Here is a 26,932-nt window from a genome sequence, read left to right as displayed (position 1 = left end):
AGGCGGGGCTATCCCTTCACCGCGCCGAGCATGACGCCCTTGACGAAGTACCGCTGGACGAAGGGGTAGACCACCAGGATCGGGATGACGGTGAGCACCATCGTCACCGCCTTGATGTTGGTGGCCACGGTCATGTCGGTGGCGTCGGCGCCGACGGAGGTGCCGGTGGTGGCGCCGGCGATGAGGTTGCGCAGGTAGACGGTCACCGGGAACAGGTCGCTCTGGCTCATGTAGAGGAAGGCCGCGAACCACGAGTTCCAGAACGACACGGCGTAGAACAGCACCATCGTCGCGAGCACCGCCTTCGACAGCGGCAGCACGATCCGGAGCAGGATCCCGTAGGTGCTCATGCCGTCGATCGCGGCGGCCTCCTCGAGCTCGGCGGGCAGGCCCTCGAAGAACGCCTTCATCACCAGGAGGTTGAAGACGCTGACCGCGTTCGGCAGCACGATGGCCCAGATGCTGTCCTTGAACCCGAGGCTGGAGATCAGGATGTAGTTGGGGATGAGCCCGCCGGAGAAGAACATCGTGAAGACCGCGATCCCGATGAGGACCTTGCGGCCCTTCAGGTGCTTCTTCGACAGGACGTACGCGTAGCACGTGGTCATGAACATCGCGATGACCGTGGCGACGACCGTGTAGACCACGGTGTTGCGGTAGTTCGTCCAGAACGTCGGGTCGGAGGCGACGAACTCGTACGTCCGGAAGGTGAACCCGACGGGGACGAGGTTCACCTTGCCGGCCTGGATGGCGAACTCGTCGCTGAGCGACCGGGCGACGACGTTGACGAAGGGGTAGAGGGTCACGATCACGACGCCGGTCAGGATGACGGCGTTGACCACCCGGAACACCCGGTAGCCCCGGGTCCTGTCGACGGTCACCACAGGCTCGTCCCCACCGTGCGCCGGGAGATCAGGTTCGCGGACAGGACCAGGGCCAGCCCGATCACGGCCTCCAACAGGCCGATCGCGGCGGCGTAGCTGAAGCTGTTGGAGACGATGCCCATCCGGTACAGGTACGTCGAGATCACGTCGGCCGTCGGGTAGGTCAGCGGGTTGTAGAGCAGCAGGATCTTCTCGAAACCGACCGCCATGAACGTGCCGATGTTGAGGATCAGCAGCGTGACCGCGGTCGGCCGGATGCCGGGGAGCGTCACGTGCCAGACCTGCCGCCACCGGCTCGCGCCGTCGATCCTGGCCGCCTCGTACAGCTGCTCGTCGATGGTCGTGAGCGCGGCGAGATAGATGATCGTCCCCCAGCCGACCGTCTGCCACATCTCGGAGGAGACGTAGATCGTCCGGAACCATCCCGCCTCCTGCAGGAACGCGACGGGATCGTCGCCCATCGCGCGCAGGAGCTGGTTGACCGGCCCGTCCACCGACAGCAGCTCCATGACCAGCCCGGCCACGACCACCATCGACAGGAAGTGCGGCAGGTAGGACACCGACTGCACGAACCGCTTGATCCTCTGGCCGCGTAGCTCGTTGATCAGCAGGGCGAGCACGATCGGCGTCGGGAAGCAGAACAGCAGGGTCAGCGCGCCGATGACCACGGTGTTGGTGAAGACCTGCCAGAACGTCGGGTCGTTCAGGAACATCTTCACGTAACGCAGGCCGACCCATTCCTCGCCCAGCACGCTGCCGCCGGGCTGGAACTTCCGGAAGGCGATGACGTTGCCGATCATCGGCAGGTACCGGAAGACCAGGAAGAACAGCAGCGGGAGGATCGCCAGCGAATACAGCTGCCAGTCACGGCGCAGCGCCTGCCGCCAGGTCCGGCGCGGGGGGCGCAACGCACGGGAGGGACCGGGTCTCGCGCGGCCGGGCTCCCCGGCGTCCGGTGACACGTCGATCGTTCTGGTCGTGCTCATCCCTGTGCCTCCGGTGCCCTGCTCACGCCGACGGCCGCGGCCACCGCTCCGGACGGCCCCGCGAGGGGCTGCGGCACCGCCGTTTCCCCGACGCCGACTGCCGGAAATGCCGGGTGACGCGACAGAAATTTTCGGTGATCCTCAGTAATATTGCGGAAATATAGGCGCAGCCCAGAGCCTCGTCAAGGGGGAAGTCAGCCATCTTCACAAGGGAGTTGATGGCCTCATACCCCAGCGTGGTCTTGGGTTATGCCCGACAACTTTCGATGCTAGAGTTTCGCGAAAGTTTCGACAACAATGAGCGGAACGATGCCCAGCCCTTCTCCAGCCTCCGGCCCACGCCCCGTGACGATCGCGTCCATCGCCGAAGAGCTCGGCGTCTCGGTGACCACGGTTTCCAAGGTGCTCAACGGCCGCCCCGACGTCGCCCCCGAGACCCGGGAACGCGTCGAGGCCGGCCTGACGCGCCACCAGTACCGTCGCCGCCTCCGGCGCAGGCCGCTCAAGGGACAGATCGACCTCGTCTTCCACCAGCTGAACTCCATGTGGTCGATGGAGATCATCCGGGGGGTCGACACCGTCGCCTCCGCCGCGCGGATCGAGGTCGTCCTGTCCCAGCTGAAAGGGGCGCACAGGCCGCCGGAGGAGTGGCTGGACGGCGCGCTCGACCATCGGCCTCTCGGCGTGCTGTTCGTCATGTGCAGCCCGTCGCAGTCGCAGCAGCAGAAGCTGCGGCGCGCGCAGGTCCCGTTCGTCGTCGTCGACACCGACGGCGAGATCGCCGAGTCCGTTCCCGTGGTCGGCTCGAACAACTGGGACGGCGGCCTGCTCGCCACCCGTCATCTCCTGGAACTGGGCCACCGCCGCATCGCGGTCGTCTCCGGCCCGAAGGACGTGATGTGCAGCAGGGCACGGGTCGCCGGCTTCCGGGTCGCCCACGACGAGGCGGGGCTCGCCGTCGACCCCGACCTGGTCAGGTACGGCAACTTCTATGTGAACGCCGGGTACGAGCACGCCATGGACCTGCTGACGCGCCAGGACCGGCCGACCGCGATCTTCGCCGGGTCGGACCTACAGGCGCTCGGCGTCCTGCGCGCGGCCCGGCGGCTCGGCCTCGACGTCCCCGGCGAGCTGTCGGTGGTCGGCTACGACAACGTGCCCGTCGCCGACTGGGTCGAGCCCGCCCTCACCACGGTGGGCCAGCCGCTGTGCGACATGGCGACCGTCGCGGCCCAGATGCTGCTCGACCTGGCCCGCGGCGTGGAGCCGGCCACGAGCCGGATCGACCTCGCGAACGAGCTCGTCGTGCGCCAGAGCACGGCCCCGCCGCCGAGGTCCTGACCCCGGTCACGCCCGCCGCGCCCGGCGGACAGCGCCGGCCGGGACGCGGGGCGCGGCGACAGCACTAACCGCGCCGCGGTCACCGGCCGGAGCCGGTCGGCCCGCCGCCCTGTCCGCCGGGCTCCCCGCTGCGCTCTTCGTCGTCGCCCGGAGAGCGGTAGGCGACGTCCTCGTGGGCGAAGCGGCGCAGCGAACTGAAGACCACGTCGCCGAGAACGGTCCAGATGACCGCGCTCTCCACCAGCGCGTCCGGATCGGTCTCCGTCGCCAGCAGCGCCAGCTCGGCCTCGGCGACGCGCCGGGCCGCCGCGGCGTACTCGTCGAGCAGCTTGAGCTGCGAGGTCTGCCCCAGCCGGAAAAGCGTGGCGACGGCCGAGGCCAGAGCCTGCCGGGCCGGGTTGCTGGCGCGGACCTGCCAGCCGAGCCGGTCGAGCAGCGCGTCGGTCTCCTTGAGCGCCCGCTCCCATGACTCGTCCTCGATCACCGGACGCGGCGTGGTGAGGGCGAACTGCGCCTTGCCCGCCGAGTCGATGACGCTCATCCCCGGGGCGTACATCTTCTCCAGGACGTCCCGGGTGGCCGCGACGCTGAGCCCGCCGACCTCGATCAGCGCCCGGATCACCTTGAGCCGGCGCACGTGCTCCTCGGTGTACTGCGCCTGGTTGTAACTGGTCCGTTCCCCCGGGAAGAGCAGCCCCTCACGCAGATAGAACTTGATGGTCGGCACCGACACGTCCGCCCGCCGGCTCAGCTCGGCGATCCGCATGCATTCCTCCTCGGGGTGTCTTGCCAGTCTACCAAGGAGATAGTAGAAAGTTCTTATATCCATTTTCGTGAGAGGCGAGCCGTCCATGGACTACCGCCTCTGTTCGGACGGACCGGCGTCAAGGTCAGCCCGCTCTGCCTGGGCGGGATGATGTTCGGCTGGTGGGGCGAGAACGGCTACGACGAGACCGCCAAGATCATCCAGCGGGCGCTCGACGCCGGGATCAACGTCATCGACACCGCCGACGTGTACTCCGGCGGCGAGTCGGAGGAGCTGATCGGCAGGTTCCTCGCCGAGAGCGGCACGCGCGACAACGTGTTCCTCGCCACCAAGGTGCACGGCGTGATGGGCGACGACCCCAACCAGGGCGGCAACAGCCGCCGGTGGATCAACCGCGCGGTCGACGACAGCCTGCGCCGCCTGCGCACCGACTGGATCGACCTCTACCAGGTCCACCGTCCCGACCCCGCCGTCGACATCGACGAGACGCTGGGCGCCCTGACCGACCTGGTCCGCGCCGGCAAGGTGCGCTACCGCGGCATGATGGGGCCGTCTTCCTGTTCGTGCAGTTCCTGCAGGACGTGCTCGGCTACCCGCCGCTCGACGCCGGGCTGCGTACCCTGCCCTGCACGCTCATGCCGGTTCTGGTGGCGCTGCTCGCGGGGGCGTTCGGCGAGCGGCTGGGCGTGCGCCGCCTGCTGGTCGCCGCCGGCGTCGGCATGGGCCTGTTCTTCGCGCACGGCATCCGGCAGACGATGGACTTCGTCTCGGCCGCCGAGCACGGCGTGGCCTCGGGCGTCAACAACGCGATGCGGCAGATCGGCATCGTGATGGGCGTCGCCGTACTGTCCGGGGTGTTCGCCACCGCGGGCGGCTACGGCTCGGCTGAGGCGTTCGTGTCCGGACTGCGGGCCGCGCTGTGGACGGGCGCCGCCATCGTCTCGGCCACGGCCGTCGTGGCGCTGCTCGTCCCCGCCGCGGCCCCTCCCGCGTCCGGCGCCGAGGCCGGCTCCTCCGACGACCCGGCCCGAGCAGGCCGGATGTTTCCTACGCAAGGTGAGCACCGGTTCCATCTGATCGGCGGCCTCACGGCAAGACCGCTACGGTTCACTCCAGGGAACGAAAGGAGTCAATCGTGAGCGATGCCAAATTGGGCGACATTCCGTTCGACGCGCGGGTACGCGGCTGCCTGCTCGGCGGGGCCATCGGCGACGCCCTCGGCGCGCCCGTCGAGTTCGACCCGATCAGCGCCATCCGCCGCGATCACGGCAAGGCGGGGCTGACCGACCTCACGCCCGACTGGCGCGGCAGGACCGGCCTGATCACCGACGACACCCAGATGACGCTGTTCACCGCCGAAGGCCTGATCCGCGCCCACGTACGCGTGCGGGAGCGAGGCACCTGCGATGAGGTGCAGGTGATCCGCCACGCGTACCTGCGTTGGCTCGACACCCAGGAGCACCGCGTGCCGCCACCGGCGGACGATCTCGTCCGCACCGGACGGCTCCGCGAGCAGGCCTGGCTGTACTCGCGTCGCGCGCCCGGCAACGCCTGCCTGTCCGGGCTGCGCGCCGCTCCCGGCCCGCTCGCCGCCCTCGGCACGCCCGGGCCGGTCAATCCCAATTCCAAGGGCTGCGGGACCGTCATGCGCTCCGCGCCGTTCGGGCTGGCCACCCGCGACGCGGAGGAGGCGTTCACGCTCGCGGCGCGGTGCGCCCAGATCACGCACGGGCACCCCACCGGGTATCTGGCCGCCGGGGCCTTCGCCGCGCTGACCTGCTTGCTGGCCCAGGGCGCACTGCCCGCGGAGGCCGTACCCGACTCCCTCGCGCTGCTCGGCGAGCGGCCCGCGCACGAGGAGACCGCCGCCGCGATCGAGGCGGCGGTCGCCCTGGCCGGTACGGCGGAGCCGTCGCCGGAAGCGGTGGAGACGCTCGGCGGCGGATGGGTGGCCGAGGAGGCGCTCGCGATCGCGGTCTACTGCGCCCTCGTGAGCGGCGACGACATCGAGCGGGCGCTGCTGCTGGCGGTCAACCACTCCGGCGACAGCGACTCCACCGGTTCCCTCTGCGGCAACCTCCTCGGCACGGCGTACGGCGAGGCGGCCCTTCCGCAGCGCTGGCTGTCGCGGCTGGAAGGCAGAGACACCGTCGTGGAACTCGCCGGCGACTTCATCACCGAGTTCACCGGCGGCCGCCTCGCACCCGGCAAGTACCCCGGCTGCTGACCCTGCCCGGCACACGGCCGGGCCACCCAGTGGGAACGAGCTGACTCACCGGCTCCGAAACCATCGTTCGAGGGTCGTGAAGTCGTCGTCGGTGAGCCCCCGGTATGACTCCACACGGTGGAGGAGAGCTCGGCCGCGATGGTGCGTGGCGACCCACTCCCTGTCCGCGCCGGTGATCTCGTCGTCGACCCAGGCGAACGGGCGTCCGGCCGCCCAGCTCACCAGGGTCCGGGTCTTCCAGCACAGCCCGAACCATCGGTCCTCACGTTCATCTCGGTCGGTCGGCTCCGGCCAGCGCACGACGGGCAGCCGCGGGAGCCCGATTCGGGGTGCCACCTCGGCGTTCGCCTCCTCTTCCCAGGTTGTCGCCCAGACGAGTTCGCAGGGCAGCGCCGCCAGCCGCCTCCCCGGCGTGGCGGTGAGCCGCGCCCAGCGCGCACCGGGTGCAGTACCCCGCGGTGCGCGGTGCGGGTCCTCGCCGAACGGGAGAAGCGGCCCGTCGACGTCGAGGAAGAGCAGCGGGCGTTCGGTCTGAGCGGTCATGCCGGGTCGGCCTTGTCACGTTTCACAAGTACGCCGCGTTCGGAAGCGGGCGCGGCACACACGCGTGCGGCGCCCGGAACGGACCGACCATCCGCACCGGCCGGCGAGGGCGGGATCGTGACAGCGGCCGGCCGGCTCACGGTCTCCAGGCCGGGTCCCGGCCGATGACGCCGAGCAGCCGGTCGAACGGCGGGGCGTCGTCCGGCACCGCGACCGGCGGCCCGAAGGCGCCGTGCTGCCTGCCCATCTCCACCATCTTGTCCGTGAAGCTCCGCGCCCGCGAGACGGCCTCGGGGTCCGGCTCGTACTCCTGACCGGTGGCTGTGGCGAGGTCCCAGCCGTGCACGACCATGTCGACGAGGTACATGTGCGCCAGCGTGGTCATCGGCAGGCCCATGGCGGGGCTGGTCCCCTCCCACGCCTCGGGCCGCGACCAGGCGGCCAGCGCACGCTCCGCCCGCTCGGGGAAGTCGCCGGCGTAGGGCCCCTGCTCGATGCGTGGCCCCTTGTGAGCCAGCGACTCGAACAGCTCCGCCGCCCACTCGAGGTGGTTGATCAGGTCCTGCACGTCGAACTTCGCGCATGGCGTCGGCAGCCCGAGCTGCTCACGCCGCACCGCCCGCACCAACGCCACGGTCCGTTCGGTGGCGCGCGTCATCGGAGGCATCATCTCTTCCATGTCTGCCATCGTGCCCCGCCCGTCCGAGGCGCGGCTTGTAGAAACGCGACAGCGCGGCTGGATCAACCCGTACGCGGGGCTCGACGCCTTCGACTTCGTCCGGCAGGGACGATCGCCAAGGACTTCCACCGGATCGCGGGAGTGATCAAGGGCGGCTTCTCCCACACGATGCGGAGCAGCGGCCGCATGCTCGGCACCCGCTTCCGGCCGTTCCTCGGCGGTCCGGTGTCCCGGCTGTCCGGCCGCTTCTTGGAAATCGGCGAGGTGTTCGGACGGCCGGGGCGGCCCTGGTAGAGCAAGTCCTGGCCGAGCCCGACGCCCGGCCGAGCCACCACCCCGGACCTGATCCGACGACGACCGGTGATCCCTCAAACTCGAGATCACCGTCTGTGCACGTATCCGGATCGGCAAACGTTCACCTGCATCGGCCGCATCGCCCATGAGCGGCGGCAACGGTCAGAAGGGCCGGCTGCCGGCGGCCCAGGTTCTCGGCCAGTCGGCCCGGACGCCGGTGGCGGCGAGGTCACCGAGGTCCACGCCGGCGAAGGGATCGGCGATGTACCGCACCTGGTCGAACTCCGGGCCGGCCGTGCTGACGGTGACCAGTGCGAGCCGGTAATGAGGGGCGGCGTTCTTGCCGGTGACGATCTCGTTGTGGGTGACGTAGAAGTCCTCGGCTCCCTCGATCCGCGCCTTGACCTCGATGCGGACGGAGGGGCCGCCGTCGGAGGGCAGGGACAGGATGTCGTAGCCGGGGTTGTTGAACGCCCGCTCCCGCGGCTCCCGGCCGAGAGCACGCTCGGTCGCGAGCACCAGGTCGACGCCGCGCCGCTCGACGGCCTTGGTCTCCCTGGCATGGATGGGGGCGTCGGCTGCGATTTCGGTCTCCACCATGGACAGCGGCAGCACCAGCGCGGCGGTCATGATGCGCGGCGGCTTGGTCGCCAGCTGTGCCTGCTGCTCCAGCAGCGCCAGACGGGTCTCCCGCCGGACCTGGAGGTCCTGCGCCTTGCGGAGAAGACTGTCGGAGCTCTCCTTCGGCCTGATGCCGGCCCGCTCCTTTTCCTGAGCCGCGACCGCCTCGCCGACGAGCCGGTCCGACTCGTGGGCCAGTCGCTCGTCCACCCGCGCCCGGGTCCGTTCGATCTCGGCGAGCCGGCGGGGTGCCACCTCGCCGAGGTACTCCTTGAGCTGGTGACCGATGATCCAGGTGCGGGCCCGGGACTCGGCCTCGGCGAGCCAGGCCGTCTTCGTGACCGCCGCCACGGCGGGGGTGTGCGGCGCGGCCACGCAGTCGAGGTACGGCGCGGGACCGGCGGGCCTGACCTGGCCGGCGGCGTCGACGTAGGCGTAGCCGAACCGCCGGGCGATCGACGCCCCGGTGCCGTCGACGACCTCCTCCACGACGCCGGCCAGCAGGTTCGGCTCCTCCACGTCCGCGGAGACCAGGACGGTCCCGCGCTCGAGGATGGGGCGCAGCTGCGTGATGGTGAGCTCGGCGACGGCGTCGTGGAGCGGGTGCCCGGGGGCGAGCAGGTCGGCACGGGGCTTGCCGGGGACGTCGATGCGGTCGAGTTCGAACGTCACCCGCTCGTAACGGCTGGCGACAGGGCCGTGCTTGGTGACGGCGCGGACCGCCGCGGGAACGTGCGCGATCTCGTAGCGACCGCGCTCACGTCTCGCGAGCCGGCCGCCGAGGCGCTGAAAAGCGAAACGGAAGGCCCACTCGATGTAGTGCGGCTGCAGCCGGCGGGCGCGCGCCTCCTCCATGACGCGCTGCATCTGGGCCAGGTCCGCGTCTGACATGACGTCGTGGGTGAGCGCGCGTTCCTGGAGAAGCTCCTTGAGGCCGTGGGCGACCGAATCGTCGATGACCTGCTCCATCCTGGCCCGGGTCTCGGGGAGGTCGCCGTACCGGATGGCCTCGATCAGCAGCTCGCGCAGCGGTGTCTCGTCGAAGGCCGACCCCAGAACGTCGAAGACCTTGCCGCCGTAGGCCTTGCGCTGCTCCTCGACCTTCTGCAGCAGCCGGCCGAACACCTCCCCCTCGCGGGTGTTGGCGGCCACGAGGTTCCACAGGCGGCACACCTCGGTCTGGCCGATCCGGTGGATGCGGCCGAAACGCTGCTCGATGCGGTTGGGGTTCCACGGGAGGTCGTAGTTGACCATCAGGTGGGCGGCCTGGAGATTGAGCCCCTCACCGGCCGCGTCGGTGGCCAGGAGCACCTGGCAGGCCGGGTTCTTGGTGAACTCCTCGGTGATGGCGCGCCGGTCGGCACGGCGGACGCCGCCGTGAATGGCCTGTACGGTGCCGGGCCTGCCGAAAAGCGAGCGGATCTTGCGGGCGAGGTAGTCGAGGGTGTCTCGGTGCTCGGTGAAGATGATCAGCTTGCGCGGCTTCTCCGCACCGGGATGAATGAGGTCGTTGTCGTCGAGGATCTTGCGCAGTTCGACCCACTTGCGGTCGCTGTCGAGATCGCGCACCCGGAGGGCGACGTGAATGAGCTGGTCGAGATCGGCGAGCTCGGCGTTGAGCTCCTCGATGGTGCGCGCTGCGGTGGCCGCGTCGAGCAGTTCCTCCTCGATTCGCTCGACCTCCTCGGCGCTGTGCTCGTCGTCGTCCCAGCCGGCCGGGTCGATCGGAGCGAGCTCGCCGGCGACGCCACGGCCGTGGAGCAGGTCGTCCCGGCGGCGCTGCAGCCGTGCGGCGCGCCGGACCAGGGACCGGTAGATCGCCTCGGGACTGGAGGCGAGGCGTCGCTGGAGCACCGTCAGCGCGAAGCCGACGGTGTTGCGGCGCTTGTCGTCCAGGCGATCGGCGCGGTTCATCCCCTCGCGCACGTAGTCGGTGACGCGCTCGTAGAGGTCCTGCTCGTCCTCGGTGAGCTCGTAGGGCACGGTCTGCGCGATCCGTTCGGGGAAGAGCGGCCTGCCCTCGAAGGTGAGCAGGTCCTCCTTGACCATGCGCCGCATGAGCCCGGTGGTGTCGGCGTTGTGCACGCCCGACTTGAATTTGCCCTCGAAACCGTCCCGCTCGAGCAGCGTGAGGAAGAGGTGGAAGTCCTCCTCCTTGCCGGCGTGCGGGGTGGCCGTCATCAGCAGCAGATGACGCGTGCGGTCGCGCAGCCTCTCGCCGAGCTGGAAGCGGCGGGTCTTGTTCAGCTTGCCGCCGAAGTAGTGGGCCCCCATTCGGTGGGCCTCGTCCACGACGACCAGGTCGAACTCGGCGTCGTCGAGCTGCGCGGTCAGATCCTCGTTGCGCGCGAGCTGGTCCATCCGCGCGATGAGCAGCGGGTACTGCTCGAAGACGCTCGACCCGAGCGCGCTGTCGGCCATGGCCGTGGTCAGGATGTCGAAGCGCAGGCCGAATTTGAAGAACAGCTCGTCGTGCCACTGGTCGACGAGTCCGCCGGGCGCCACGATCAGGCAGCGCTTCACGTCGTCGCGGAGCAGAAGCTCCTTGATGTACAGCCCGGCCATGATCGTCTTCCCGGCGCCCGGGTCGTCGGCCAGGAGGAACCGCAGCGGAGTGCGGTCGAGCATCTCGTCGTACACGGCCCGGATCTGGTGGGGCAACGGCTGCACGGCACTGGTGGCCACGGCGAGCATCGGATCGAACAGACCGGCCAAGGAGATCCGCTGCGCCTCGGCGACCAGCCGGAACTCCTCCGGGTCCGCGTCGAACGGCCGGCTGCCCGCGTCGGAGGGGCTCAGCTTCGCCTCATCGGTCCGGAAGAGCACCTGCTGACGCAGCCCTCCATCGAGGGTCTTGAAGGTCAGTTCCAGCGCGTCGGAACCGTGCCACTGCGCGGCGATCACCGAGACCGTCTCGCCGGACACCACCCCGGACACCCGGACACCGGACACAAGATCCTCGAGCCTCACCAATGACCTCCAGATCGTCGGTCTGCAGACCTTACCGACGATCAGCGCCAAATACCGACGAGCGCGGCGCCGGTACCCCTGCTGTCTCCTTGGCGGTCCTGTTCCCCGTCACAGGCGGGTGCTTTACCATCGCCTGACGCTAACTGATCGAACCCGTGTGGCGAGGCATGAACAAGACAGAGCGCGAACAGATTCGTCGCCTCGTGGCGGACTTCACGCAGTGGGGACGGCGAGCCGAGGAGCTGCGGGCCTGGCACCACGCCGTCCGTGAGGCCGCCGCCGGCGGCGAGCGGCACCTGCGCTCGCGCAGCCTCGAGATCACCCGGGCGGGCGAAGCCGCGTGGCGGGTGGTCCCACTCGGGACGGACGAGACCGGCGTCGTCAGGCACCTGTGGGAGCGCGCGAACCTTCCCGAGACGACAGCCGGTGATCGTGCCCTGCTGCGGCTGCTCACCGAGGACGCCCCCCGCGCGATCGCCGAGGTCGGCCCCGCGCTCGGTGTGCGTCGTTTCTTCACCGGCTCGGCGAGGAAGCAGTCGGCGGACGCCGCGGCCGAGCTCCTACGGCGTTGGCATGCGACGTTCACCGAGGCCGGCGGACCGGGGCGGCTGGAGCAGCTCGGGACCTTCACCGCGGCCGTCGGCGGGCCGGGATCCGGGTTCGGCGCGCTGCTCGACCCGGCCCTTCGCCTCGACCTCGTCTCCGGGCACACCGGCCCGGAGCCGGCGATCGTGGACCGCTCGGCCTTCGACGGCCTGGCCGAGGCGCTGGCCGTCATCGCCAGGGTCGTGGCAAGCGAGGCCTCGTATCGATCGGCCGCGCGCGACGCGGGCGAGAAGGTCCGGCGCGCGGAGGCTCAGCGGCTCCTGCGGGAGATGCCGGTGGACGCGCTGAAGGCGGCCACCCGTGAGCGCCTGCGGCTGAGTCCGCTCTCCCCGGCCGGCATCACCACGGTGCAGGACGTGCTGGACCGCGGCATGTCTCTGCAGGCGCTGCCCGGGGTCGGAGAGATGTCCGCACGACGCATGCTCGGAGCGGCGCGGACGCTCTGGCAGACGACGTACGACGAGACGCCCGTACGCATCGACATCAACAGCCGCCGGCCGGAGACCACCCACCTGCTGCGGCGCCTCGCCGAATGGGACGCGTGCCGTCAGACCCGCGGCGCGTCCGCCGATCTGGAGCGAGCGGCCGAGCTGGACCCGCTGCGGACGGTCCTCGGAGGCAGGACGAGTCACCTTCTCGTGATTCCGACCAGAACGCTGCCCGCCGCCGGACTGCGCGAAAGCATCCAGATCGTCAAACGGCGCGCCGAGCTGCTCCGTGGCTCGCCGGGGTCCGGCCCGGGCGGCGTCGGCGCGGATCCGTGGGACGACTTCCTCTCGCGGCCCGCCGACTATTTCGCCATGCTCTCCGAGCTCGGTTTCATCACCGAGGACGAGAACGCGGTGCACGGGGATCTCCCGGAGGAGATCATCAAGGCGGTACGCGACCAGGCACTGAGCGGTGAACACCTGACCGCGTCACTGCGCGGCTACCAGAGCTTCGCGGCCCGCTTCGCACTTGTGCAACGCAAGGTCATCATCGGAGACGAGATGGGCCTCGGCAAGAGCGTCGAGGCCCTTGCCGTGCTCGCCCACCTGCGCAGCCGGGGTGAGACCCACTTTCTGGTGATCTGCCCGGCCGCCGTGGTGACCAACTGGGTCCGCGAGGTGACCGGCAAGTCGAAGCTGCGAGCGCACCGCGTCCACGGGCCGGATCGCGAGCGCGCGGCCCGGGCATGGATACGCGACGGCGGGGTCGCCATCACGACGTACGAGACCCTGGCGTGGTGGGAGCCCGGACTGAAGGAGCTTCGCGATCTGGCGTGCGTCGTGGTCGACGAGGCTCACCTGATCAAGAATCCTCAGGCACAGCGCACGATCAGGACCAACGGCCTCATCGCGCGCTCGGACCGCGCGATCCTGCTCACCGGCACGCCGCTGGAGAACAAGGTCGACGAGTTTCGCAATCTCGCCTCGTACGTCCGCCCCGACCTCACCGTCGACGCCACGGACCTGTCGCCGAGAACCTTCAGGCGGCAGATCGCACCGGCGTATCTCCGCCGCAACCAGGAGGACGTGCTGACCGAGCTCCCGGAGCTCATCGAGGTCGACGAATGGCTGCCCATGTCCGCAGCGGACGCCTCCCGTTACCGCGCGGCCGTCGGGCGCGGGAACTTCATGGAGATGCGCCAGGCGGCCATGCTCGAAGGGCCTCGCTCCGAAAAGGTGCGGCGGCTCATCGAGATCGTCCGCGAGGCGGAGGAGAACGAGCGGCGGATCATCGTGTTCTCCTACTTCAGGGACATACTGGACCTGCTCGTCCGGTCGTTGCCGGGCCCGGTGTTCGGGCCCCTGACGGGGTCGGTGCCCGCCGGCCAACGCCAGCAGATGGTGGACCAGTTCTCGTCGGCCAAGCATGGCGCCGTGCTCGTCGCCCAGATCGTGGCCGGCGGCGTCGGGCTCAACATCCAGTCCGCGTCCGTCGTCGTCATCTGCGAGCCTCAGCTCAAGCCCACCACGGAAGCCCAAGCCATCGCCCGCGCGCACCGCATGGGTCAGGTGCAGTCGGTGCAGGTGCACCGGCTGCTGTCCGAAGACACCGTCGATCAGCGAATCATCGAACTCGTGGCCGGGAAGAAGCGGCTGTTCGACGACTTCGCCCGGGTCAGCGACATGGCCGACTCGGCTCCGGAAGCGGTCGACCTTTCCGAGGCCGAACTCGCCCGCCAGGTCGTCGCCGCCGAGCGCCAACGCCTCGCCCAGCGCGCCTCTGCCACGACCTGACGACCCCTCGCCTGCGGACCGCGACGGCACGGGGGTTCATGGAACCACGTATTTCATTGTGTGTACGGTTCACAGCGTGCTTTACTTGGGGCAGTAGCCGTTCGCTGACTCGCGGTTCTCGCGGTCAGTGACGCACCTACCGTTTCCCCCTCCCCAGGAGAACTCCCATGCTCCGCCGCATCCTCGCCGTCTTCACCCTGACAGCCGCCGCGCTCACCACGCCGGCCGCCGCGCAGGCCGACACCACCTACCGGGGCGAGGGCGACGACGTCGTCCGCATCCACGCCACGAAGAAGCCCGGCCTGATCCGCTTCACCCACGACGGGGAATCCAACTTCATCGTCCACACGGTCGACTCCCGAGGAAGGACCGGGGAGTACCTAATCAACTGCGCCGGCCACGCCGCCTCCGCGCCCGGCCGTCGCCGGCGTCTTCGCAACACTCTTCGCAAGGACCGTCCGGCACTTCCGGCTCGGCTTCGAGCGCCACGACCCTGAAGGCGTACGCTTCCTGGCCGCCCTGAACCTCCCGGCCCCGGACTGAGTGACATGAGCTCCCACCATGCGGACGGGAAGGCCTTCGGGTAACACATGGTGTGTAAGGTGCACATCGCTCTGATCGCCGATCAAGGGAGACCCGCGTGGAAGGCTCCACGTCCGCCGCCCGCCCCGGTGGCATCGTCAGCGTGATGGCGATGGCCGGCATCGTCGCCTCGCTCATGCAGACCCTGGTGGTGCCACTGGTCGGCGAGTTGCCGGGCCTTCTCCACACCACCGCGTCGAACGCCTCATGGGTGATCACCGCCACGCTGCTCGCCGGAGCGGTCACCACCCCGGTCACCGGCCGCCTCGGCGACCTTTACGGCAAGCGCCGCATGATGCTGCTCTGCTCGGTGCCGCTGATCGCGGGCTGCGCCGTCTGCGCCGTGGCCGATTCCCTGACGCCGATGATTATCGGAAGGGGCCTGCAGGGCATGGGCATGGGCATGATCCCCCTGGGCATCAGCGCCCTGCGCGACCTTCTGCCGCCGGAGCGGCTCGGCCCCTCCATCGCGCTGCTCAGCTCGTCGATGGGGATCGGCGGCGCGCTCGGCCTGCCGCTCGCGGCGGCGGTCGCCGAATACGCGAGCTGGCGGGCACTGTTCTGGGGCGTGGCCGTGTTGAGCGTGCTGGTCGCGGTGCTGATCCGGCTGCTGGTCCCGGCCACGCCCGCCCGCGCCGCGGGCCGGATCGACGTCGCCGGTGTGCTCGGTCTGGGAGCCGGGCTCGTGTGCCTGCTGCTGGGCGTCTCCAAGGGCGCCGACTGGGGCTGGTCGAGCGGCACCACGCTCGGCCTGCTCGCCGCCGCGCCGGTCGTGCTGCTGCTGTGGGGCTGGTGGGAGCTGCACGTGAAGGACCCGCTGGTCGACCTGCGCGTCACCGCGCGGCGGCAGGTGCTGCTGACCAACCTGGCCTCGATCGTGGTCGGCTTCTCGATGTACGCCCAGGCGCTGATCGTCATGCAGATCCTGCAGCTCCCGGCGGCCACCGGCTACGGCCTGGGCCAGTCGATGCTGGCGGCCGGCCTGTGGATGGCCCCTTCCGGCCTGGTGATGATGGCCGTCTCGCCGCTGGGCGCCCGCCTGTCGGCCGCCCACGGCCCCAAGGTCACCCTGATCTCCGGCAGTTTGGTCATGGCGCTCGGGTACGGCTCCTCGATGGCGCTGCTGGGCTCCGCCTGGGGCATGTTGATCGTCACCTGCGTCTGCAGCGCCGGCGTCGGCCTGGCCTACGGGGCGATGCCCGCGCTGATCATGAGCGCGGTTCCCCGCTCCGAGACCGCCGCCGCCAACGGCTTCAACACGCTGATGCGCTCCATCGGCACCACCGTCTCGGCCGCGGTGGTCGGCGTCGTCCTGTCACAGATGACCGTGCGACTGGCCGGCCACGTCCTGCCGTCGGAGGACGGCTTCCGTGCCGGCATGCTGATCGGCTGCGCCGCCGCCCTCGTCGCCGCCGCCGTCACACTGGCACTCCCCACGCGCATGTCGACCCCTGCGACCGGGCGCGACGTCCCCGCCGAGCCCGTCACCACCGCCAAGCCCTGAGCCGGGGAAGGGATCGCCTCGATCACTGATCGGCGGCGAAACGACGAGTGGCGACGAGCGCGGCCAGATCCGGCCCGAGCCGGAGCTCCGCCGCGTCCAGCCCCGGATGATCGAGCCAGTGCATCCGCGCCCGGTCGACGACGCCGTCGAACCGCGGCGGCCAGTGCCGTGCCGGGGTCAGGTCGTCGATGACGACCGTTCCTCCCGGCCTGAGCAGCCGGTGCGGATCAGCCGGCTGCTCGGCGCCCTTGCCCTGGCCGCCACCGTCGAGCACGAGCAGGTCATACGGCCCGTCCCGATGGATCTCCCGCCAGTCACCACCGATCACCGACACCTGCGGGTGATCGTGGAAGACCTGGGCGGCCAGGGAAGCCCGGTGGGCATCCCGTTCGACGCTGACCAGCCGGGCCCCGGGCCGGGCGCCGGAGGCCAGCCACGCCAGGCCCACTCCGCACCCGGTGCCGGTCTCCCCGATCATCTCGGCGCCGGCCGCCAGGGCGTACAGCAGTCGCCCCTGTTCAGGGCGGCAGGAAGGGGCGAAGCCCGCCTGCCGTGCCGTTTCGACCGCGCGCCTGACCAGCGGAGGCAATCCCTCGACGCCGTCATATGCCGCCATACCGTCAATCGACATCGCCCCAAGCTAGGGCAACCCGGCGGCGTAGATCAACGCGTCTGTCCCTAGTAGGAGCAGGCGCGGCGGGGAAGCGTGCCGGACGCCTTGATGACGACCGTCTTGTGGCGCCTGCTGTCCGGATCATTGATCCACATGGTCAGGCGGGGGTACTCGTGGGCGCACACCCTCTTCTCGCTCTTCTTCAGGTGCTTGAACCGGTAGACCACCCGCTTCCAATTCTTGACCGGGGTCTCGATCATCCATCCCTCGCCGCTCTGCATCTCACCCGCGCAGTTGCGAATCCCCTGGCATGGGCTGCTGTACGTCGTCGCGGCGCCGGCCGGCCGCGCGATCGACGGCTGCACGATGAGCGCGGTCAGGGCAACGGCCACGCCCGCGGCGAACTTCCTGGTCACGGTTGCTGTCCTCACGTCGGTTGTCGCAAAGGTCCGTCACTTTTCCGCACCAGCGTGGCGCGTGGTCCTTGTGATCCACATGGAACTCCCTGCAGCCCCACGTCCCGGCCCCGGCCGCCGGCGGCGCCTCCCCCTGTTTCGAGGTGCGGATCCGCCCGGCAGCACGGCGACAGGCATGGACTATGCTCAGAATGTTCGCATAATGAACTCGTGTTCGCATAGCGAACAGAAGGGAGCGTCATGGGTTCGGCCTTCGTCTACGCCGCGGCGCGCACGCCGTTCGGCAGGTTCAACGGAGCGCTCGCCGGTGTCCGCCCGGACGACCTGGCGGCCACCGCGTTGCGCGGCGTCCTGGCAAAGCTCCCCCAGCTGGATCCGGCGGAGATCGGCGACGTCGTGTGGGGCAACGCCAACGGCGCGGGCGAGGACAACCGCAACGTCGGCCGGATGGCCGTGCTGCTGGCCGGGCTGCCGGTCACCGTGCCGGCCACCACGGTCAACCGGTTGTGCGGGTCGAGCCTGGACGCCGCCATGATCGGCTCGCGTACCGTCGAGAGCGGCGACGCCGACGTCGTCGTCACCGGCGGCGTGGAGTCGATGACGCGGGCCCCCTGGGTGCTGCCCAAGCCGTCTCGGGCCTTCCCCGCCGGGGATGTGACCGCGGTCTCCACCACCCTCGGCTGGCGGCTGGTGAACCCCCGGATGCCCAAGGAGTGGACGGTCTCCCTCGGCGAGGCCAACGAGCAGCTTCAGGAGCGCTTCGGCATCTCGCGCGAGCGGCAGGACGCCTTCGCCGTACGGTCCCACGTGCTGGCCGACGCGGCGTGGAACGACGGCTTCTACGACGACCTGGTCGTCCCGGTGGAGGGCGCCGACCTGGCCCGTGACGAGGGCATCCGGCCCGGCACGACGCCGGAGATCCTGGCCGGGCTCAAGCCGGCCTTCCGCCCCGACGGCACCATCACGGCCGGCAACGCCTCCCCGCTGAACGACGGGGCCTCCGCGGTCGTGCTCGGCTCGGAGGCGGCCGCCGCCCGGATCGGCGCCGACCCGATCGCCCGCGTCGCGGGCCGCGCCGCGTGCGCGCTGGAGCCCCAGATGTTCGGGTACGCGCCCGTCGAGGCCGCCAACCAGGCGCTGCGCCGGGCCGGCATCGGCTGGGACGACATCGGCGCCGTCGAGCTGAACGAGGCGTTCGCCGTCCAGTCGCTGGCGTGCCTCGACGCCTGGAAGATCGATCCCGAGATCGTCAACACCAGGGGCGGCGCCATCGCCATCGGCCACCCCCTGGGCGCCTCCGGCGGGCGTGTCCTCGGCACGCTCGCCCACGTGCTGCGCGAGCGCCGCCAACGGTGGGGCCTGGCCGCGATCTGCATCGGCGTCGGCCAGGGCCTGGCCGTCGTGCTGGAGAACGTGAGCGCCGCATGACCACCGTGTTCACCGACCCCGACGAGGCCGTGGCGGGCATCGCCGACGGCTCCACCGTGCTGATCGGCGGTTTCGGTATGGCCGGCATGCCCGTACGGCTCATCGACGCGCTGATCCGGCAGGGCGCGACCGACCTGACCGTGGTCAGCAACAACGCGGGCAACGGCGACACCGGCCTGGCGGCGCTGCTGGCCGCCGGGCGGGTCCGCAAGATGATCTGCTCGTTCCCGCGCCAGAGCGACTCGTGGGTCTTCGACGGCCTCTACCGCGCCGGGAAGATCGAGCTGGAGGTCGTCCCGCAGGGCACCCTCGCCGAGCGTATGCGCGCGGCCGGGGCCGGCATCGGCGCCTTCTACTGCCCCACGGGGGTCGGCACGCCGCTGGCCGAGGGCAAGGAGACGCGCACCATCGACGGCCGCGACTACGTGCTGGAGTATCCACTCAAGGGCGACGTCGCCCTCATCGGCGCCCACGCCGGCGACCGGATGGGCAACCTCGTCTACCGCAAGACCGCGCGCAACTTCGGGCCGGTCATGGCGACCGCCGCGACCATGACGATCGCGCAGGTGAACCACGTCGTCGACACCGGCGCGCTGGACCCCGAGACGGTGGTCACCCCCTGCATCTACGTCGACCGGATTCTGGACCTGAGCGCAGCGGAGGGAACGCAGTGAGCACCGTGGAGCACCTCGGCCGGGGCCCGCTCGGCCGCGACGAACTCGCCGCCCTCGTCGCCCGGGACATCCCGTCCGGTTCGTTCGTGAACCTCGGCATCGGTCAGCCGACGACGGTCGCCGACCATCTCCCGGCCGGCTCCGGGGTCGTCCTGCACACCGAGAACGGCATGCTCGGCATGGGTCCCGCCGCCCGCGGCGACGAGGTCGACCCCGACCTGATCAACGCCGGCAAGATCCCCGTCACCGAGCTGCCGGGCGCCTCCTACTTCCACCACGCCGATTCCTTCGCCATGATGCGCGGCGGTCACCTCGACGTGTGCGTGCTCGGCGCCTTCCAGGTCTCCGAGCGCGGCGACCTGGCCAACTGGCACACCGGCGCCGCCGACGCCATCCCCGCCGTCGGCGGCGCGATGGATCTGGCCACCGGGGCCAAGCAGGTGTTCGTCATGATGACGCTGTTCGCCAAGGACGGCACGCCCAAGTTCGTCCCCGAGTGCACCTACCCGCTCACCGGGCTGGCCTGCGTCAGCCGCCTCTACACCGACCTGGCCGTCTTCCACATCGGCCCCGGCGGCGTCACCGTGACAGAGACGTACGGCACGAGCGTGGCCGAGCTCGCCTCCCGGCTGGACATCGCCATACGCCTCGCGTAGCTGTGGACGCCGGAAAACGCCGCCGGGTGCACGGACGACCCGTGCGGGGAGCGGAGGGTCAGTTGGGGGTCGAGTATTTGACCAGGATCTTGTCCAGCTCGCTCACGACCGGCTGCCAGGTCGGCGGCAAGGTGTAGCGAGTGGCCTGGTGACTCCCGTAGGTCAGCCGGTAGGCGAGGAAGTCCGCCCCCTGCGGCGGGGGCTCGGACCGGCCGAGCCGCAGGTGCTTGAGCGAACCGCGCAGGCCGCGCCACTCGGCGGGGGTCAGGCACTTGCGGACGGTGGGTCCGGTACGGCGGCTCAGCACGGCGCAGCCGTCCGTGTAGACGGCCACCCTGTTGTGCAGCCCGGCGAACCCGCCCTCCTCCCGCAACTCGACGAGCAGGTGTCTGTGCGCCGTGACCGCCTCGGCGGGAGCCGTGACGGCCAGGACGGGCAGGGCCGCCAGCGGCAGCAGCGCGGCACGCGAAATCCTCATGGCCCTAACACGTATCACGGTGCCCTCCGGCTCACCGAACACCTGCCGTGGCGGGTCGGGGTGTAGGGACGCCGGCGCGGGGCGGGCGCAGGCGTGAGCTGTTCAACGAACTCGTACGGCTGCCGGCGGTGCACGAGAGCGCGGAGGAGCAGGTCGTGCATCCGGCGGCGCGGTCGAAGGCGGGAGACGAGGTCGTCGAGGCCCGGCTGCACGAGGAGGACGAGGCGAAGCACGCCCTGTCCGACCTGTACGACCTCGGCGTCGACCATCCCGAGTTCGACACGAGGCTGGCCGCCCTGGAGAAGGCGGTCGTCGAGCACGCCACGCACGAGGAGCGGGAGGAATTCCCCCGGCTGCGTAGGGAGACGTCCCCCGAGAGGTTGCGCCGCAGGGCCGGTGCGGTCCGGGCGCCGAGGCGATCTCACCCACCAGACCCCACCCGGGCGCCGGGGAGTCCGCGACCGCGAACATGCCGGCCGGGCCGCCCGTGGCCGTGTTCAACAAGATCCGCGACGCCGTCCGGGACTGGCGGCAGTCGAACAAGGACTGACGGGCGACGAGCACCTCCCGGGGGCTCCCCCGGGACCGGCCCCAGGCGCTGAAGACCGTGCCGGCGATCAGGACGAAGACGTGTCCAGCTCGATCGGCAACCACAGCGCGCAGGGGACGTCGGCCCCGCCGCCCAGTGGCATCGTGTCGACCACCGGAACCCCCGGCGCCGGGCATCCGGAGGGTCGGTGCGGATCAGCGTTCGGGGCCGCGGATGCCCTCGAGCAGAAGCGTCAGGTGCCTGCGCCAGTCACCGGCACCGGTCATGTTCGCCATGGCGCCACGGGTGATGAGGACGAAGTCATCGGCGCGGAAGTCCTCGCGGAGGCGGCCGGCGCCGACGGCGCGCCGCACGATGCGTTCGGTGATCGCCGAGAAATCCGTCTTCTCCGCGGCGATGTCGTTCCAGCTCGGTTCCTCCGGGCCGAGGAGCGCGAAGCGGAACGCGGCGTCGGCCTGCGCGGACTCCAGATAGCCGTAGAGCAGCGTCTCGAAGGCCACCCAGGGATCCTCGGCCTCGTCGGCGGCGCGGGCCAGGGCGGTCATCGCCTCGAACCGGCGGCCGATGATCGCCGCGAGCAACGCCTGCTTGTCGGCGAAGTGCCGGTAGAGGGTGCCGACGCCCAAGCCCGCGCGCTCGGCGATCTCGTCCATCTGCACGGCGTCGCCTCGCCGGGCGAACAGCTCGCCGGCGGCGTCGAGGACGGCCTCGCGGTTACGCCGGGCGTCGGCGCGCAGCGCACGTTCGGGAGCGGTCATGGTCACTCCACTTTAGTTGACGGTGCGTGGACGCCGTCTCTATATTCGGAACCGGAGTTCATGTTCACGTTAGAGGAGATTCGATGATCGTCGTCACCACACCGACAGGACGGATCGGCAGTCAGCTGGTCCGTCAGTTGCTCGACCAGGACAAGGAGGTCCGGGTCATCGTCCGTGACGCCTCGCGTCTGGATGACACGGTCCGCGAGCGGGTCGAGGTCGTCGACGGCTCCCACGACGATCCGGCCGTGCTCGACAAGGCACTGCCCGGGGCGGAAGCGCTGTTCTGGCTCGTCCCGCCGAACCCGCGGGCGCCGAGCGCCGAGGAGCACTACCTCAGTTTCGCCCGGGCGGGTGCCGCTGCCATCGCCCGCCACGAGGTCGGTCACGTCGTCGGGGTGTCCAGCGCCGGGCACGGCTGGCCGGCCCCGGCCGGCGTTCTCTCGGCGGCCTTCGCGATGGACGCCGAACTTCGCACGTCCGGTGCGGCGTATCGGGCGTTGTCCATGCCTTTCTACATGGAGAACCTCCTCGGGCAACTCGATGCGATCCGCGGGCACGGCGCGTTCTCCCTGACCTGTGCAGGTGACCTGCCGCTGGCGTTGATCGCGACACGGGACATCGCCGGCATCGCCGCCGGCCTGCTCACCGATCTGTCCTGGACCGGGCAGGAGAACCTCCCCGTGTTCGGTCCCGACCGGCTGACCCCTGACGGCATGGCCGAGGTGATCGGCCAGGAGCTCGGGCGGCCGGTCGCCTACCGTCGCACGAGCGTGGACGACTACGCGTCGCTTCTCCGCTCCCGAGGCGCCGGCGACCAGGCGGTCAAGGACGTGACCGAGGCGTTCGCCGCGCAGGACCACGGCATCTACGACGCGGACTGGGCGACCGCCACACCCACATCGACGGACTTCCGCACCTGGTGCAGGGAAGTGCTCAAGCCCGCCGCGGACGCCGGGGCCTCCTGAAAAAGTGATGCAGTCTAGGCGCGCTCGAGACGGCGGAGTCCCTGCCCCGGACGCCAAAGATCCATGACCATGGCGGTCCCCTCGATCCGCGTCAGGACGACCTCACGGATGTCGGCCGTGAAGAAATGGGACTCGCTGAAGTCACCGGGACCGAACCCGCGTGCGGCCAGCATCGGCGCGATCCGGTCCCGATCGGTGACCTCGACCGCGTATCCGGACAGCTTCGTGTCGCCGGCCGCACCGGCGGGATCGCCGGCGCCGAGGAGAACCGGAGGGCCGTGCAGCGCGAAGCGCGGGTCACGCCGCAGGTCGCGGGCTTTCAGAGCACCGGGCATCGATCCGAACCACAGGTCGTCGCCGATGATGTAGGCCTCGATGCCGCTGACCCGCGGTGAACCGTCCTTGCGCAGCGTCGCGATGGTCTTGTGCTTGTGCGACTCGAACAACGCCCTGATCCAGCCGGCGAACTCCGGTGCCGATTCGGCCACCTCACGCCAGTCGGCCATGCGGCCCCCCTTCATGCGATTCCGAATTGACAGCGGATCCAGCCTGTCAGACGGGACCGACAAACAGCCGCGGTCGAGATCGTCACGTGTTCGACCAGCCGAGAGGCTCCCCCGGCAGACCCCGCTGCCCGGGTCAGTGAGTGACGTCCTCGCGCTCGCGGGAGCCTCTGCGGTGCCGCCGTACGCGCCACACGACCAGCGCGGCCACGACGGCCGCGGCGATGACGCCCGCGACCACACCGCCGACGGCCGTCCGCACCCGCTCGTACGCCGCTCCGGCGAAGAAGCCGACGAGCGTGTAACCGACTCCCCAGATCACCCCGCCCAGGACGTTGAACAGGAAGAACCGCCGATAATCCATGTGCGAGACCCCGGCCAGGGTCGGCATCAGGGCGCGGAGGAACGCGACGAACCGCGCGACGAGCACCGCCTGAGGACCCCAGCGGCGGATCAGCGCCCGGGCCCGCTCCACGCGATCGCGGCGGCGGCGCAGCACCCGTACGTCCAGGACGCTGGGGCCGAGGCGGCGGCCGATGAAGTAGCCCGTGCTGTCGCCGGCGATTGCGGCCAGCGTCACCACGAGCCCCAGCCAGTAGACCGACAGCCTGCCCTCGGCGGCGAACACACCGCCGAGCACCACGGCCGTCTCGCCCGGCACGACAAAGCCGACGAACAGCGCGTCCTCGGCGAAGACCAGCGCGGCCACGACCGTGTAGAGCACGATGCCCGACAGGCCCCACAGCCAATTGATGATCGTGTCCACCGGTCCTCCACGCGGCCCCCACCGTTGTCGTCTCCGGAAGGAGGCGCGCTTACGCGTGCCGCCGCGTGGACGGTCGCGGTCCGCCCCTGAGACATTCCGGGAGTTTGCCTACCGACGGACACCCGCACGACCGGCCTTCACGCTTACCCGGGCATACGTGATGGGCGCCGTCCTTCCGATCAGGAGGGTTCGCGGCGACCGACCACCTATGTACGAGGAGACGCGGAATGAATGCCGACGAGCAGATCCTGAACTACCCGATCCCCAACGACGCGGCGCTGGATCCGCCGGCGGAATGGGCCGAACTGCGCGCCACCTGTCCGGTCGCGCACGTCACGCTGCCCAGCGGCGACCGAGCGAGGCTGCTGACCCGTTACGAGGACGTCAAGCAGGTGCTGGCCGACCCGCGCTTCACCCGCAGGCTCGACGCGGCCGACGCGGCCCGGGTGTCGGCGGACGGCGGCGGAGTGTTCGGCGGCGAGATGGCGGCGATCATCCCGGACGGCGGCGAGGAGCACCGGCACTGGCGCCGTCTGATCAGCAGGTGGTTCACCGTCAGGCGCATGGACGCCATGCGGCCCGCCATGATTCAGATCGCCGAAGACCTCGTCGACGACATGGTCAAGCGCGGCACGCCGGGCGATCTCAGGGCGGGCCTCGGCTTCCCGCTGCCGGTCTACGTGATCTGCGACATGCTCGGCGTGCCCTCCGCCGACCGGGACCGGTTCTCCTACTGGTCCGACACCCTGCTCAACCTCACCCGGTACGGCAGGGCGGAGACCGAGGCCGCGCAGGGCGACTTCTTCCAGTACATGTCCGACCTCGTCGCCGCCAGGCGCGCCGCGCCCGCAGACGACCTGCTGAGCGAGCTGATCGCGGCCGGCGGCCCCGAAGAGGGTGGGCTGTCCGACCTCCAGATCGTGGTCACCGGCATGGCTCTGCTGGTCGCCGGGCACGAGACGACGGCGAACATGATCGGCAAGATGGTCTCCATGCTGCTGGCCGACCACTCCCGGTGGGAACGGCTGCTGGCCGACCCGTCGCTGGTCCGCACCGCGGTGGAGGAGTCACTGCGATTCGACGCCAACTCCGGTTTCGGCCTGCCTCGCTACCTGCCCGAGGAGACCGAGGTCGGCGGCACGGTGCTGCCCCGCGGCACGACCGTGGTGTGCGGCATGGCAGCCGCCAACCGCGACGAGACCGCCTTCGCGAACGCCGCGGAGATGGACCTGACCCGCAGCCCGAACCCCCACCTGGCCTTCGGCTCCGGCGCCCACTCCTGCCTGGGGCAGGCGCTGGCCCGCACCGAGCTGCAGGTCGTCCTGGAGGTGCTGCTGCGCAGGCTGCCGACGCTGGAGCTGGCGGTGCCCGTGGAGGAGCTGGAACGCGTGGAGGGGCTGGCCGTCGGCGGTCTGCGCGAGGTCCCAGTCCGCTGGTGACCCCGGGAGCGTGCCCGCGGCCTCCCCGGGCGGGCACGCTCCCCGCGGGCTCCCGGTACGGTCGCGACGGCGTGCGCCCCGGGAACCGCTGAGCTGAGAAGGAAGTCGCGACATGCCGATACTCGCACCCGAACGCCGGGCGAGGTCTTCACACCGATCGACGGTCACTCCGCGAGGGGGCCTTCTGGCCGCGCCCTCGCGTTCTTTCTGCGGCGATAGCGTTCTTCGCCCGCAGCCAGCAGCATCGCCGCGTAGGAGTCGCCGGCATCGGCCTTGGCCCGCAGCTCCGCGATTGTCGCCTCATCTCCCCGCTCTACCAGCATCAGGGTCAACTTCTCCGCCTCTATGAACCCCCACTCCTCTGGGCCGTCGTCTTCCCACATCCGGTCCTCGGGATCCAGGCTGCGCATGTGCTCCTGATGAAGACCTTCCGGGTTGTACCACAGAGCGTCCGACCCCTCCCACGCCCGCACCGCGCCTTGCAGATCACCGTCTTCGGCCATCAACTCAGCCAACCGCTTCGTCGTGGGCGAGGAGTCGCCGTAGGCTCGAGCCCACACGTACAGCGCGCCTTCCTTGTCGCCGCTCCTGGCGAGCAACTCCCCCAAGCGCCCCGCCGCGTTCTGGTCGCCGGCATCAGCCCGAACCCGCAACTCCGCGATTTCATTCGGGTCGGGCACACCGCTGTCTGATCGACGCTTCATCGCCGGGTCACCTCATCCGAGAGCCCTGGGAGCCGAAAGGCCGCCGCCCCACTCAAAATACGTCCGCGCACCGTTTCCCACAAGCGGTTGACGACTCTGCCGAACGGGCAGAACCGGCACCGGTCCGAATATTAGTTTCGGCGACCAGAATGCCCGGTGACGCTTTCGCCGTCATTCGGTAAGGGCTATTTTCGGACTCAAGGCGAAGCGCCGGTTGTTTTCAGCATTCGCCGGTGGCGGGCGCTGACATGTGGCCATGGCGCGAAGGCCGCTCCCCGTTATTCCCGTCGATTCTCCGAGGATATGCCCCATGCCCTCGGACATGTACGGCCGGCGCGGACATCGGGCCAGCGCGTTCACCCTGGCCGACCCGCTCGAGGTCGCGAACTACTTCCTGTGGCGGCAGCGCGACTGCGTGCGCAACAGCATCACCATGGCCGCGCAGGCGAAGTTCCCCCAACCGGAGCTCCACGGCAGGTCCACCGGCCAGATGCAGGAGATGCTGTGGGCCGGCCACGGCATCAACTGGAACGACTACGACGCGGGCGCGAAGCGGGGCCGCGTCGTAGTCAGGGAGACCGGGCGACGCGAGGTCGCCTACCGGGACGGCCGGACGGGAGAGGCGGAGACGGTCCTCGCCGTGCGGTCGTGGTGGGAGACGCGGGAGGCGCCGCACTTCACCGCGGACCCCGACGGATGGCTCGCCGCCGTGATCCCCGCCATGCCGTCGCCGACCGCCGGAAGAACCACCTGA

Annotated in this window: 27 protein-coding genes and 1 pseudogene; 15 read left to right on the top strand and 13 right to left on the bottom strand. The window is 70.3% G+C overall.

What is annotated here, in order from left to right; translation table 11 throughout:
- Nucleotides 1-8: 8 nt before the first annotated feature.
- The gene (locus ACQPZZ_RS17695; protein WP_432933373.1) at nucleotides 9-881 is read right to left on the bottom strand and encodes a carbohydrate ABC transporter permease; all 873 of its coding nucleotides are present in this window, start codon (nucleotides 879-881) and stop codon (nucleotides 9-11) included.
- Nucleotides 878-1,870, bottom strand: a complete 993-nt coding sequence (locus tag ACQPZZ_RS17690; RefSeq protein WP_432933371.1) for an ABC transporter permease — start codon at nucleotides 1,868-1,870, stop codon at nucleotides 878-880. Before ACQPZZ_RS17690 ends, ACQPZZ_RS17695 begins: the two co-directional genes overlap by 4 nt.
- 345 nt (nucleotides 1,871-2,215) lie before the next feature.
- On the opposite strand from ACQPZZ_RS17690, the gene ACQPZZ_RS17685 reads away from it, so the two are divergent.
- Nucleotides 2,216-3,211, top strand: a complete 996-nt coding sequence (locus ACQPZZ_RS17685; protein WP_432933369.1) for a LacI family DNA-binding transcriptional regulator — start codon at nucleotides 2,216-2,218, stop codon at nucleotides 3,209-3,211.
- 79 nt (nucleotides 3,212-3,290) lie between these two features.
- Here ACQPZZ_RS17685 and ACQPZZ_RS17680 read toward each other — a convergent pair whose 3' ends face one another.
- Nucleotides 3,291-3,977 carry a MerR family transcriptional regulator gene (locus tag ACQPZZ_RS17680; protein ID WP_432933367.1) on the bottom strand — a complete coding sequence of 229 codons (687 nt, stop codon included), beginning with the start codon at nucleotides 3,975-3,977 and terminating at the stop codon, nucleotides 3,291-3,293.
- Between the two features lie 147 nt (nucleotides 3,978-4,124).
- On the opposite strand from ACQPZZ_RS17680, the pseudogene ACQPZZ_RS17675 reads away from it, so the two are divergent.
- From ACQPZZ_RS17675 to ACQPZZ_RS17665, 3 genes and pseudogenes are all read left to right on the top strand, one after another.
- Nucleotides 4,125-4,460: pseudogene (locus tag ACQPZZ_RS17675) on the top strand (aldo/keto reductase); the annotation flags it as partial.
- An 80-nt stretch (nucleotides 4,461-4,540) separates the two neighbouring features.
- A complete protein-coding gene (locus ACQPZZ_RS17670; RefSeq protein WP_432934717.1) occupies nucleotides 4,541-5,116 on the top strand; it encodes a hypothetical protein in 576 nt (191 codons plus the stop codon).
- Nucleotides 5,113-6,204 (top strand): ADP-ribosylglycohydrolase family protein, encoded by a 1,092-nt coding sequence (locus ACQPZZ_RS17665; protein ID WP_432933365.1) that lies wholly within the window; start codon nucleotides 5,113-5,115, stop codon nucleotides 6,202-6,204. Before ACQPZZ_RS17670 ends, ACQPZZ_RS17665 begins: the two co-directional genes overlap by 4 nt.
- Nucleotides 6,205-6,249: 45 nt before the next feature.
- Here ACQPZZ_RS17665 and ACQPZZ_RS17660 read toward each other — a convergent pair whose 3' ends face one another.
- Both ACQPZZ_RS17660 and ACQPZZ_RS17655 read right to left on the bottom strand, forming a co-directional pair.
- Nucleotides 6,250-6,747 (bottom strand): HAD domain-containing protein, encoded by a 498-nt coding sequence (locus ACQPZZ_RS17660; RefSeq protein ID WP_432933363.1) that lies wholly within the window; start codon nucleotides 6,745-6,747, stop codon nucleotides 6,250-6,252.
- Between the two features lie 136 nt (nucleotides 6,748-6,883).
- Nucleotides 6,884-7,405 (bottom strand): TIGR03086 family metal-binding protein, encoded by a 522-nt coding sequence (locus tag ACQPZZ_RS17655; RefSeq protein WP_432933361.1) that lies wholly within the window; start codon nucleotides 7,403-7,405, stop codon nucleotides 6,884-6,886.
- A 162-nt stretch (nucleotides 7,406-7,567) separates the two neighbouring features.
- Between ACQPZZ_RS17655 and ACQPZZ_RS17650 the strand changes: the two genes are divergently transcribed.
- On the top strand, nucleotides 7,568-7,720 hold the full coding sequence (locus tag ACQPZZ_RS17650; protein ID WP_432933359.1) for a hypothetical protein: 153 nt from the start codon (nucleotides 7,568-7,570) through the stop codon (nucleotides 7,718-7,720).
- A 162-nt stretch (nucleotides 7,721-7,882) separates the two neighbouring features.
- On the opposite strand, the gene ACQPZZ_RS17645 is transcribed toward ACQPZZ_RS17650, so the two are convergent.
- Complete coding sequence (locus ACQPZZ_RS17645; protein WP_432933357.1) at nucleotides 7,883-11,311, bottom strand: helicase-related protein; 3,429 nt, start codon at nucleotides 11,309-11,311, stop codon at nucleotides 7,883-7,885.
- 167 nt (nucleotides 11,312-11,478) lie between these two features.
- Here ACQPZZ_RS17645 and ACQPZZ_RS17640 point away from each other — a divergent pair, with 167 nt between their 5' ends.
- From ACQPZZ_RS17640 to ACQPZZ_RS17630, 3 genes are all read left to right on the top strand, one after another.
- Nucleotides 11,479-14,139 carry an SNF2-related protein gene (locus tag ACQPZZ_RS17640; protein ID WP_432933355.1) on the top strand — a complete coding sequence of 887 codons (2,661 nt, stop codon included), beginning with the start codon at nucleotides 11,479-11,481 and terminating at the stop codon, nucleotides 14,137-14,139.
- Between the two features lie 167 nt (nucleotides 14,140-14,306).
- Nucleotides 14,307-14,636, top strand: a complete 330-nt coding sequence (locus tag ACQPZZ_RS17635; protein ID WP_432933353.1) for a hypothetical protein — start codon at nucleotides 14,307-14,309, stop codon at nucleotides 14,634-14,636.
- 143 nt (nucleotides 14,637-14,779) lie between these two features.
- Complete coding sequence (locus tag ACQPZZ_RS17630; RefSeq protein WP_432933351.1) at nucleotides 14,780-16,225, top strand: MFS transporter; 1,446 nt, start codon at nucleotides 14,780-14,782, stop codon at nucleotides 16,223-16,225.
- 22 nt (nucleotides 16,226-16,247) lie between these two features.
- Here ACQPZZ_RS17630 and ACQPZZ_RS17625 read toward each other — a convergent pair whose 3' ends face one another.
- Nucleotides 16,248-16,856, bottom strand: a complete 609-nt coding sequence (locus tag ACQPZZ_RS17625) for an O-methyltransferase (RefSeq protein ID WP_432933349.1) — start codon at nucleotides 16,854-16,856, stop codon at nucleotides 16,248-16,250.
- Between the two features lie 47 nt (nucleotides 16,857-16,903).
- A complete protein-coding gene (locus ACQPZZ_RS17620) occupies nucleotides 16,904-17,254 on the bottom strand; it encodes a hypothetical protein (protein ID WP_363642660.1) in 351 nt (116 codons plus the stop codon).
- Nucleotides 17,255-17,494: 240 nt separating this feature from the next.
- On the opposite strand from ACQPZZ_RS17620, the gene ACQPZZ_RS17615 reads away from it, so the two are divergent.
- Genes ACQPZZ_RS17615 through ACQPZZ_RS17605 form a run of 3 tightly spaced genes read left to right on the top strand, consistent with a single transcriptional unit; the run spans nucleotide 17,495 to nucleotide 20,012 of the window.
- Nucleotides 17,495-18,682, top strand: coding sequence for a thiolase family protein (locus ACQPZZ_RS17615; RefSeq protein WP_432933347.1), 1,188 nt, complete (start codon nucleotides 17,495-17,497; stop codon nucleotides 18,680-18,682).
- Nucleotides 18,679-19,356, top strand: a complete 678-nt coding sequence (locus tag ACQPZZ_RS17610) for a 3-oxoacid CoA-transferase subunit A (protein ID WP_432933345.1) — start codon at nucleotides 18,679-18,681, stop codon at nucleotides 19,354-19,356. The genes ACQPZZ_RS17615 and ACQPZZ_RS17610 overlap by 4 nt, the downstream gene beginning before the upstream one ends.
- A complete protein-coding gene (locus ACQPZZ_RS17605; protein ID WP_432933343.1) occupies nucleotides 19,353-20,012 on the top strand; it encodes a 3-oxoacid CoA-transferase subunit B in 660 nt (219 codons plus the stop codon). The genes ACQPZZ_RS17610 and ACQPZZ_RS17605 overlap by 4 nt, the downstream gene beginning before the upstream one ends.
- A gap of 58 nt (nucleotides 20,013-20,070) precedes the next feature.
- Here ACQPZZ_RS17605 and ACQPZZ_RS17600 read toward each other — a convergent pair whose 3' ends face one another.
- A complete protein-coding gene (locus tag ACQPZZ_RS17600) occupies nucleotides 20,071-20,490 on the bottom strand; it encodes a hypothetical protein (RefSeq protein WP_432933341.1) in 420 nt (139 codons plus the stop codon).
- 47 nt (nucleotides 20,491-20,537) lie between these two features.
- Between ACQPZZ_RS17600 and ACQPZZ_RS17595 the strand changes: the two genes are divergently transcribed.
- Nucleotides 20,538-21,092 (top strand): hemerythrin domain-containing protein, encoded by a 555-nt coding sequence (locus tag ACQPZZ_RS17595; protein ID WP_432933339.1) that lies wholly within the window; start codon nucleotides 20,538-20,540, stop codon nucleotides 21,090-21,092.
- Nucleotides 21,093-21,234: 142 nt separating this feature from the next.
- Here ACQPZZ_RS17595 and ACQPZZ_RS17590 read toward each other — a convergent pair whose 3' ends face one another.
- The gene (locus tag ACQPZZ_RS17590; RefSeq protein WP_432933337.1) at nucleotides 21,235-21,798 is read right to left on the bottom strand and encodes a TetR/AcrR family transcriptional regulator; all 564 of its coding nucleotides are present in this window, start codon (nucleotides 21,796-21,798) and stop codon (nucleotides 21,235-21,237) included.
- An 83-nt stretch (nucleotides 21,799-21,881) separates the two neighbouring features.
- On the opposite strand from ACQPZZ_RS17590, the gene ACQPZZ_RS17585 reads away from it, so the two are divergent.
- Entirely contained in the window at nucleotides 21,882-22,766 is an 885-nt protein-coding gene (locus ACQPZZ_RS17585; protein WP_432933335.1) for an NAD(P)H-binding protein, read from the top strand.
- A 14-nt stretch (nucleotides 22,767-22,780) separates the two neighbouring features.
- On the opposite strand, the gene ACQPZZ_RS17580 is transcribed toward ACQPZZ_RS17585, so the two are convergent.
- Both ACQPZZ_RS17580 and ACQPZZ_RS17575 read right to left on the bottom strand, forming a co-directional pair.
- The gene (locus tag ACQPZZ_RS17580; protein WP_432933333.1) at nucleotides 22,781-23,272 is read right to left on the bottom strand and encodes a pyridoxamine 5'-phosphate oxidase family protein; all 492 of its coding nucleotides are present in this window, start codon (nucleotides 23,270-23,272) and stop codon (nucleotides 22,781-22,783) included.
- A 133-nt stretch (nucleotides 23,273-23,405) separates the two neighbouring features.
- Nucleotides 23,406-24,035 carry a DedA family protein gene (locus ACQPZZ_RS17575; RefSeq protein WP_363642677.1) on the bottom strand — a complete coding sequence of 210 codons (630 nt, stop codon included), beginning with the start codon at nucleotides 24,033-24,035 and terminating at the stop codon, nucleotides 23,406-23,408.
- Nucleotides 24,036-24,262: 227 nt separating this feature from the next.
- On the opposite strand from ACQPZZ_RS17575, the gene ACQPZZ_RS17570 reads away from it, so the two are divergent.
- Nucleotides 24,263-25,474: a cytochrome P450 gene (locus ACQPZZ_RS17570; protein WP_432933331.1), complete on the top strand. Its 1,212-nt coding sequence runs from the start codon at nucleotides 24,263-24,265 to the stop codon at nucleotides 25,472-25,474.
- A 164-nt stretch (nucleotides 25,475-25,638) separates the two neighbouring features.
- Here the strand turns inward: ACQPZZ_RS17570 and ACQPZZ_RS17565 are convergent, their stop codons facing one another.
- Nucleotides 25,639-26,178, bottom strand: a complete 540-nt coding sequence (locus ACQPZZ_RS17565; RefSeq protein WP_432933329.1) for a hypothetical protein — start codon at nucleotides 26,176-26,178, stop codon at nucleotides 25,639-25,641.
- Nucleotides 26,179-26,488: 310 nt separating this feature from the next.
- Here ACQPZZ_RS17565 and ACQPZZ_RS17560 point away from each other — a divergent pair, with 310 nt between their 5' ends.
- Nucleotides 26,489-26,932 (top strand): hypothetical protein, encoded by a 444-nt coding sequence (locus ACQPZZ_RS17560; protein WP_432933327.1) that lies wholly within the window; start codon nucleotides 26,489-26,491, stop codon nucleotides 26,930-26,932.

It is taken from the genome of Microbispora sp. CA-135349 (assembly GCF_050947365.1).
GTDB lineage: Bacteria > Actinomycetota > Actinomycetes > Streptosporangiales > Streptosporangiaceae > Microbispora.
This window is presented reverse-complemented; position numbering and strand designations above follow the sequence as displayed.

What these genes read in the sequence shown, in the direction of transcription:
- ACQPZZ_RS17690 (WP_432933371.1), bottom strand. Translation starts at nt 1,870, where the DNA reads ATGAGCACGACCAGAACGATCGACGTGTCACCGGACGCCGGGGAGCCC.
- ACQPZZ_RS17680 (WP_432933367.1), bottom strand. Translation starts at nt 3,977, where the DNA reads ATGCGGATCGCCGAGCTGAGCCGGCGGGCGGACGTGTCGGTGCCGACC.
- ACQPZZ_RS17660 (WP_432933363.1), bottom strand. Translation starts at nt 6,747, where the DNA reads ATGACCGCTCAGACCGAACGCCCGCTGCTCTTCCTCGACGTCGACGGG.
- ACQPZZ_RS17655 (WP_432933361.1), bottom strand. Translation starts at nt 7,405, where the DNA reads ATGACGCGCGCCACCGAACGGACCGTGGCGTTGGTGCGGGCGGTGCGG.
- ACQPZZ_RS17640 (WP_432933355.1), top strand. Translation starts at nt 11,479, where the DNA reads ATGAACAAGACAGAGCGCGAACAGATTCGTCGCCTCGTGGCGGACTTC.
- ACQPZZ_RS17635 (WP_432933353.1), top strand. Translation starts at nt 14,307, where the DNA reads ATGCTCCGCCGCATCCTCGCCGTCTTCACCCTGACAGCCGCCGCGCTC.
- ACQPZZ_RS17625 (WP_432933349.1), bottom strand. Translation starts at nt 16,856, where the DNA reads ATGTCGATTGACGGTATGGCGGCATATGACGGCGTCGAGGGATTGCCT.
- ACQPZZ_RS17615 (WP_432933347.1), top strand. Translation starts at nt 17,495, where the DNA reads ATGGGTTCGGCCTTCGTCTACGCCGCGGCGCGCACGCCGTTCGGCAGG.
- ACQPZZ_RS17610 (WP_432933345.1), top strand. Translation starts at nt 18,679, where the DNA reads ATGACCACCGTGTTCACCGACCCCGACGAGGCCGTGGCGGGCATCGCC.
- ACQPZZ_RS17600 (WP_432933341.1), bottom strand. Translation starts at nt 20,490, where the DNA reads ATGAGGATTTCGCGTGCCGCGCTGCTGCCGCTGGCGGCCCTGCCCGTC.
- ACQPZZ_RS17590 (WP_432933337.1), bottom strand. Translation starts at nt 21,798, where the DNA reads ATGACCGCTCCCGAACGTGCGCTGCGCGCCGACGCCCGGCGTAACCGC.
- ACQPZZ_RS17585 (WP_432933335.1), top strand. Translation starts at nt 21,882, where the DNA reads ATGATCGTCGTCACCACACCGACAGGACGGATCGGCAGTCAGCTGGTC.
- ACQPZZ_RS17580 (WP_432933333.1), bottom strand. Translation starts at nt 23,272, where the DNA reads ATGGCCGACTGGCGTGAGGTGGCCGAATCGGCACCGGAGTTCGCCGGC.
- ACQPZZ_RS17570 (WP_432933331.1), top strand. Translation starts at nt 24,263, where the DNA reads ATGAATGCCGACGAGCAGATCCTGAACTACCCGATCCCCAACGACGCG.
- ACQPZZ_RS17565 (WP_432933329.1), bottom strand. Translation starts at nt 26,178, where the DNA reads ATGAAGCGTCGATCAGACAGCGGTGTGCCCGACCCGAATGAAATCGCG.
- ACQPZZ_RS17560 (WP_432933327.1), top strand. Translation starts at nt 26,489, where the DNA reads ATGCCCTCGGACATGTACGGCCGGCGCGGACATCGGGCCAGCGCGTTC.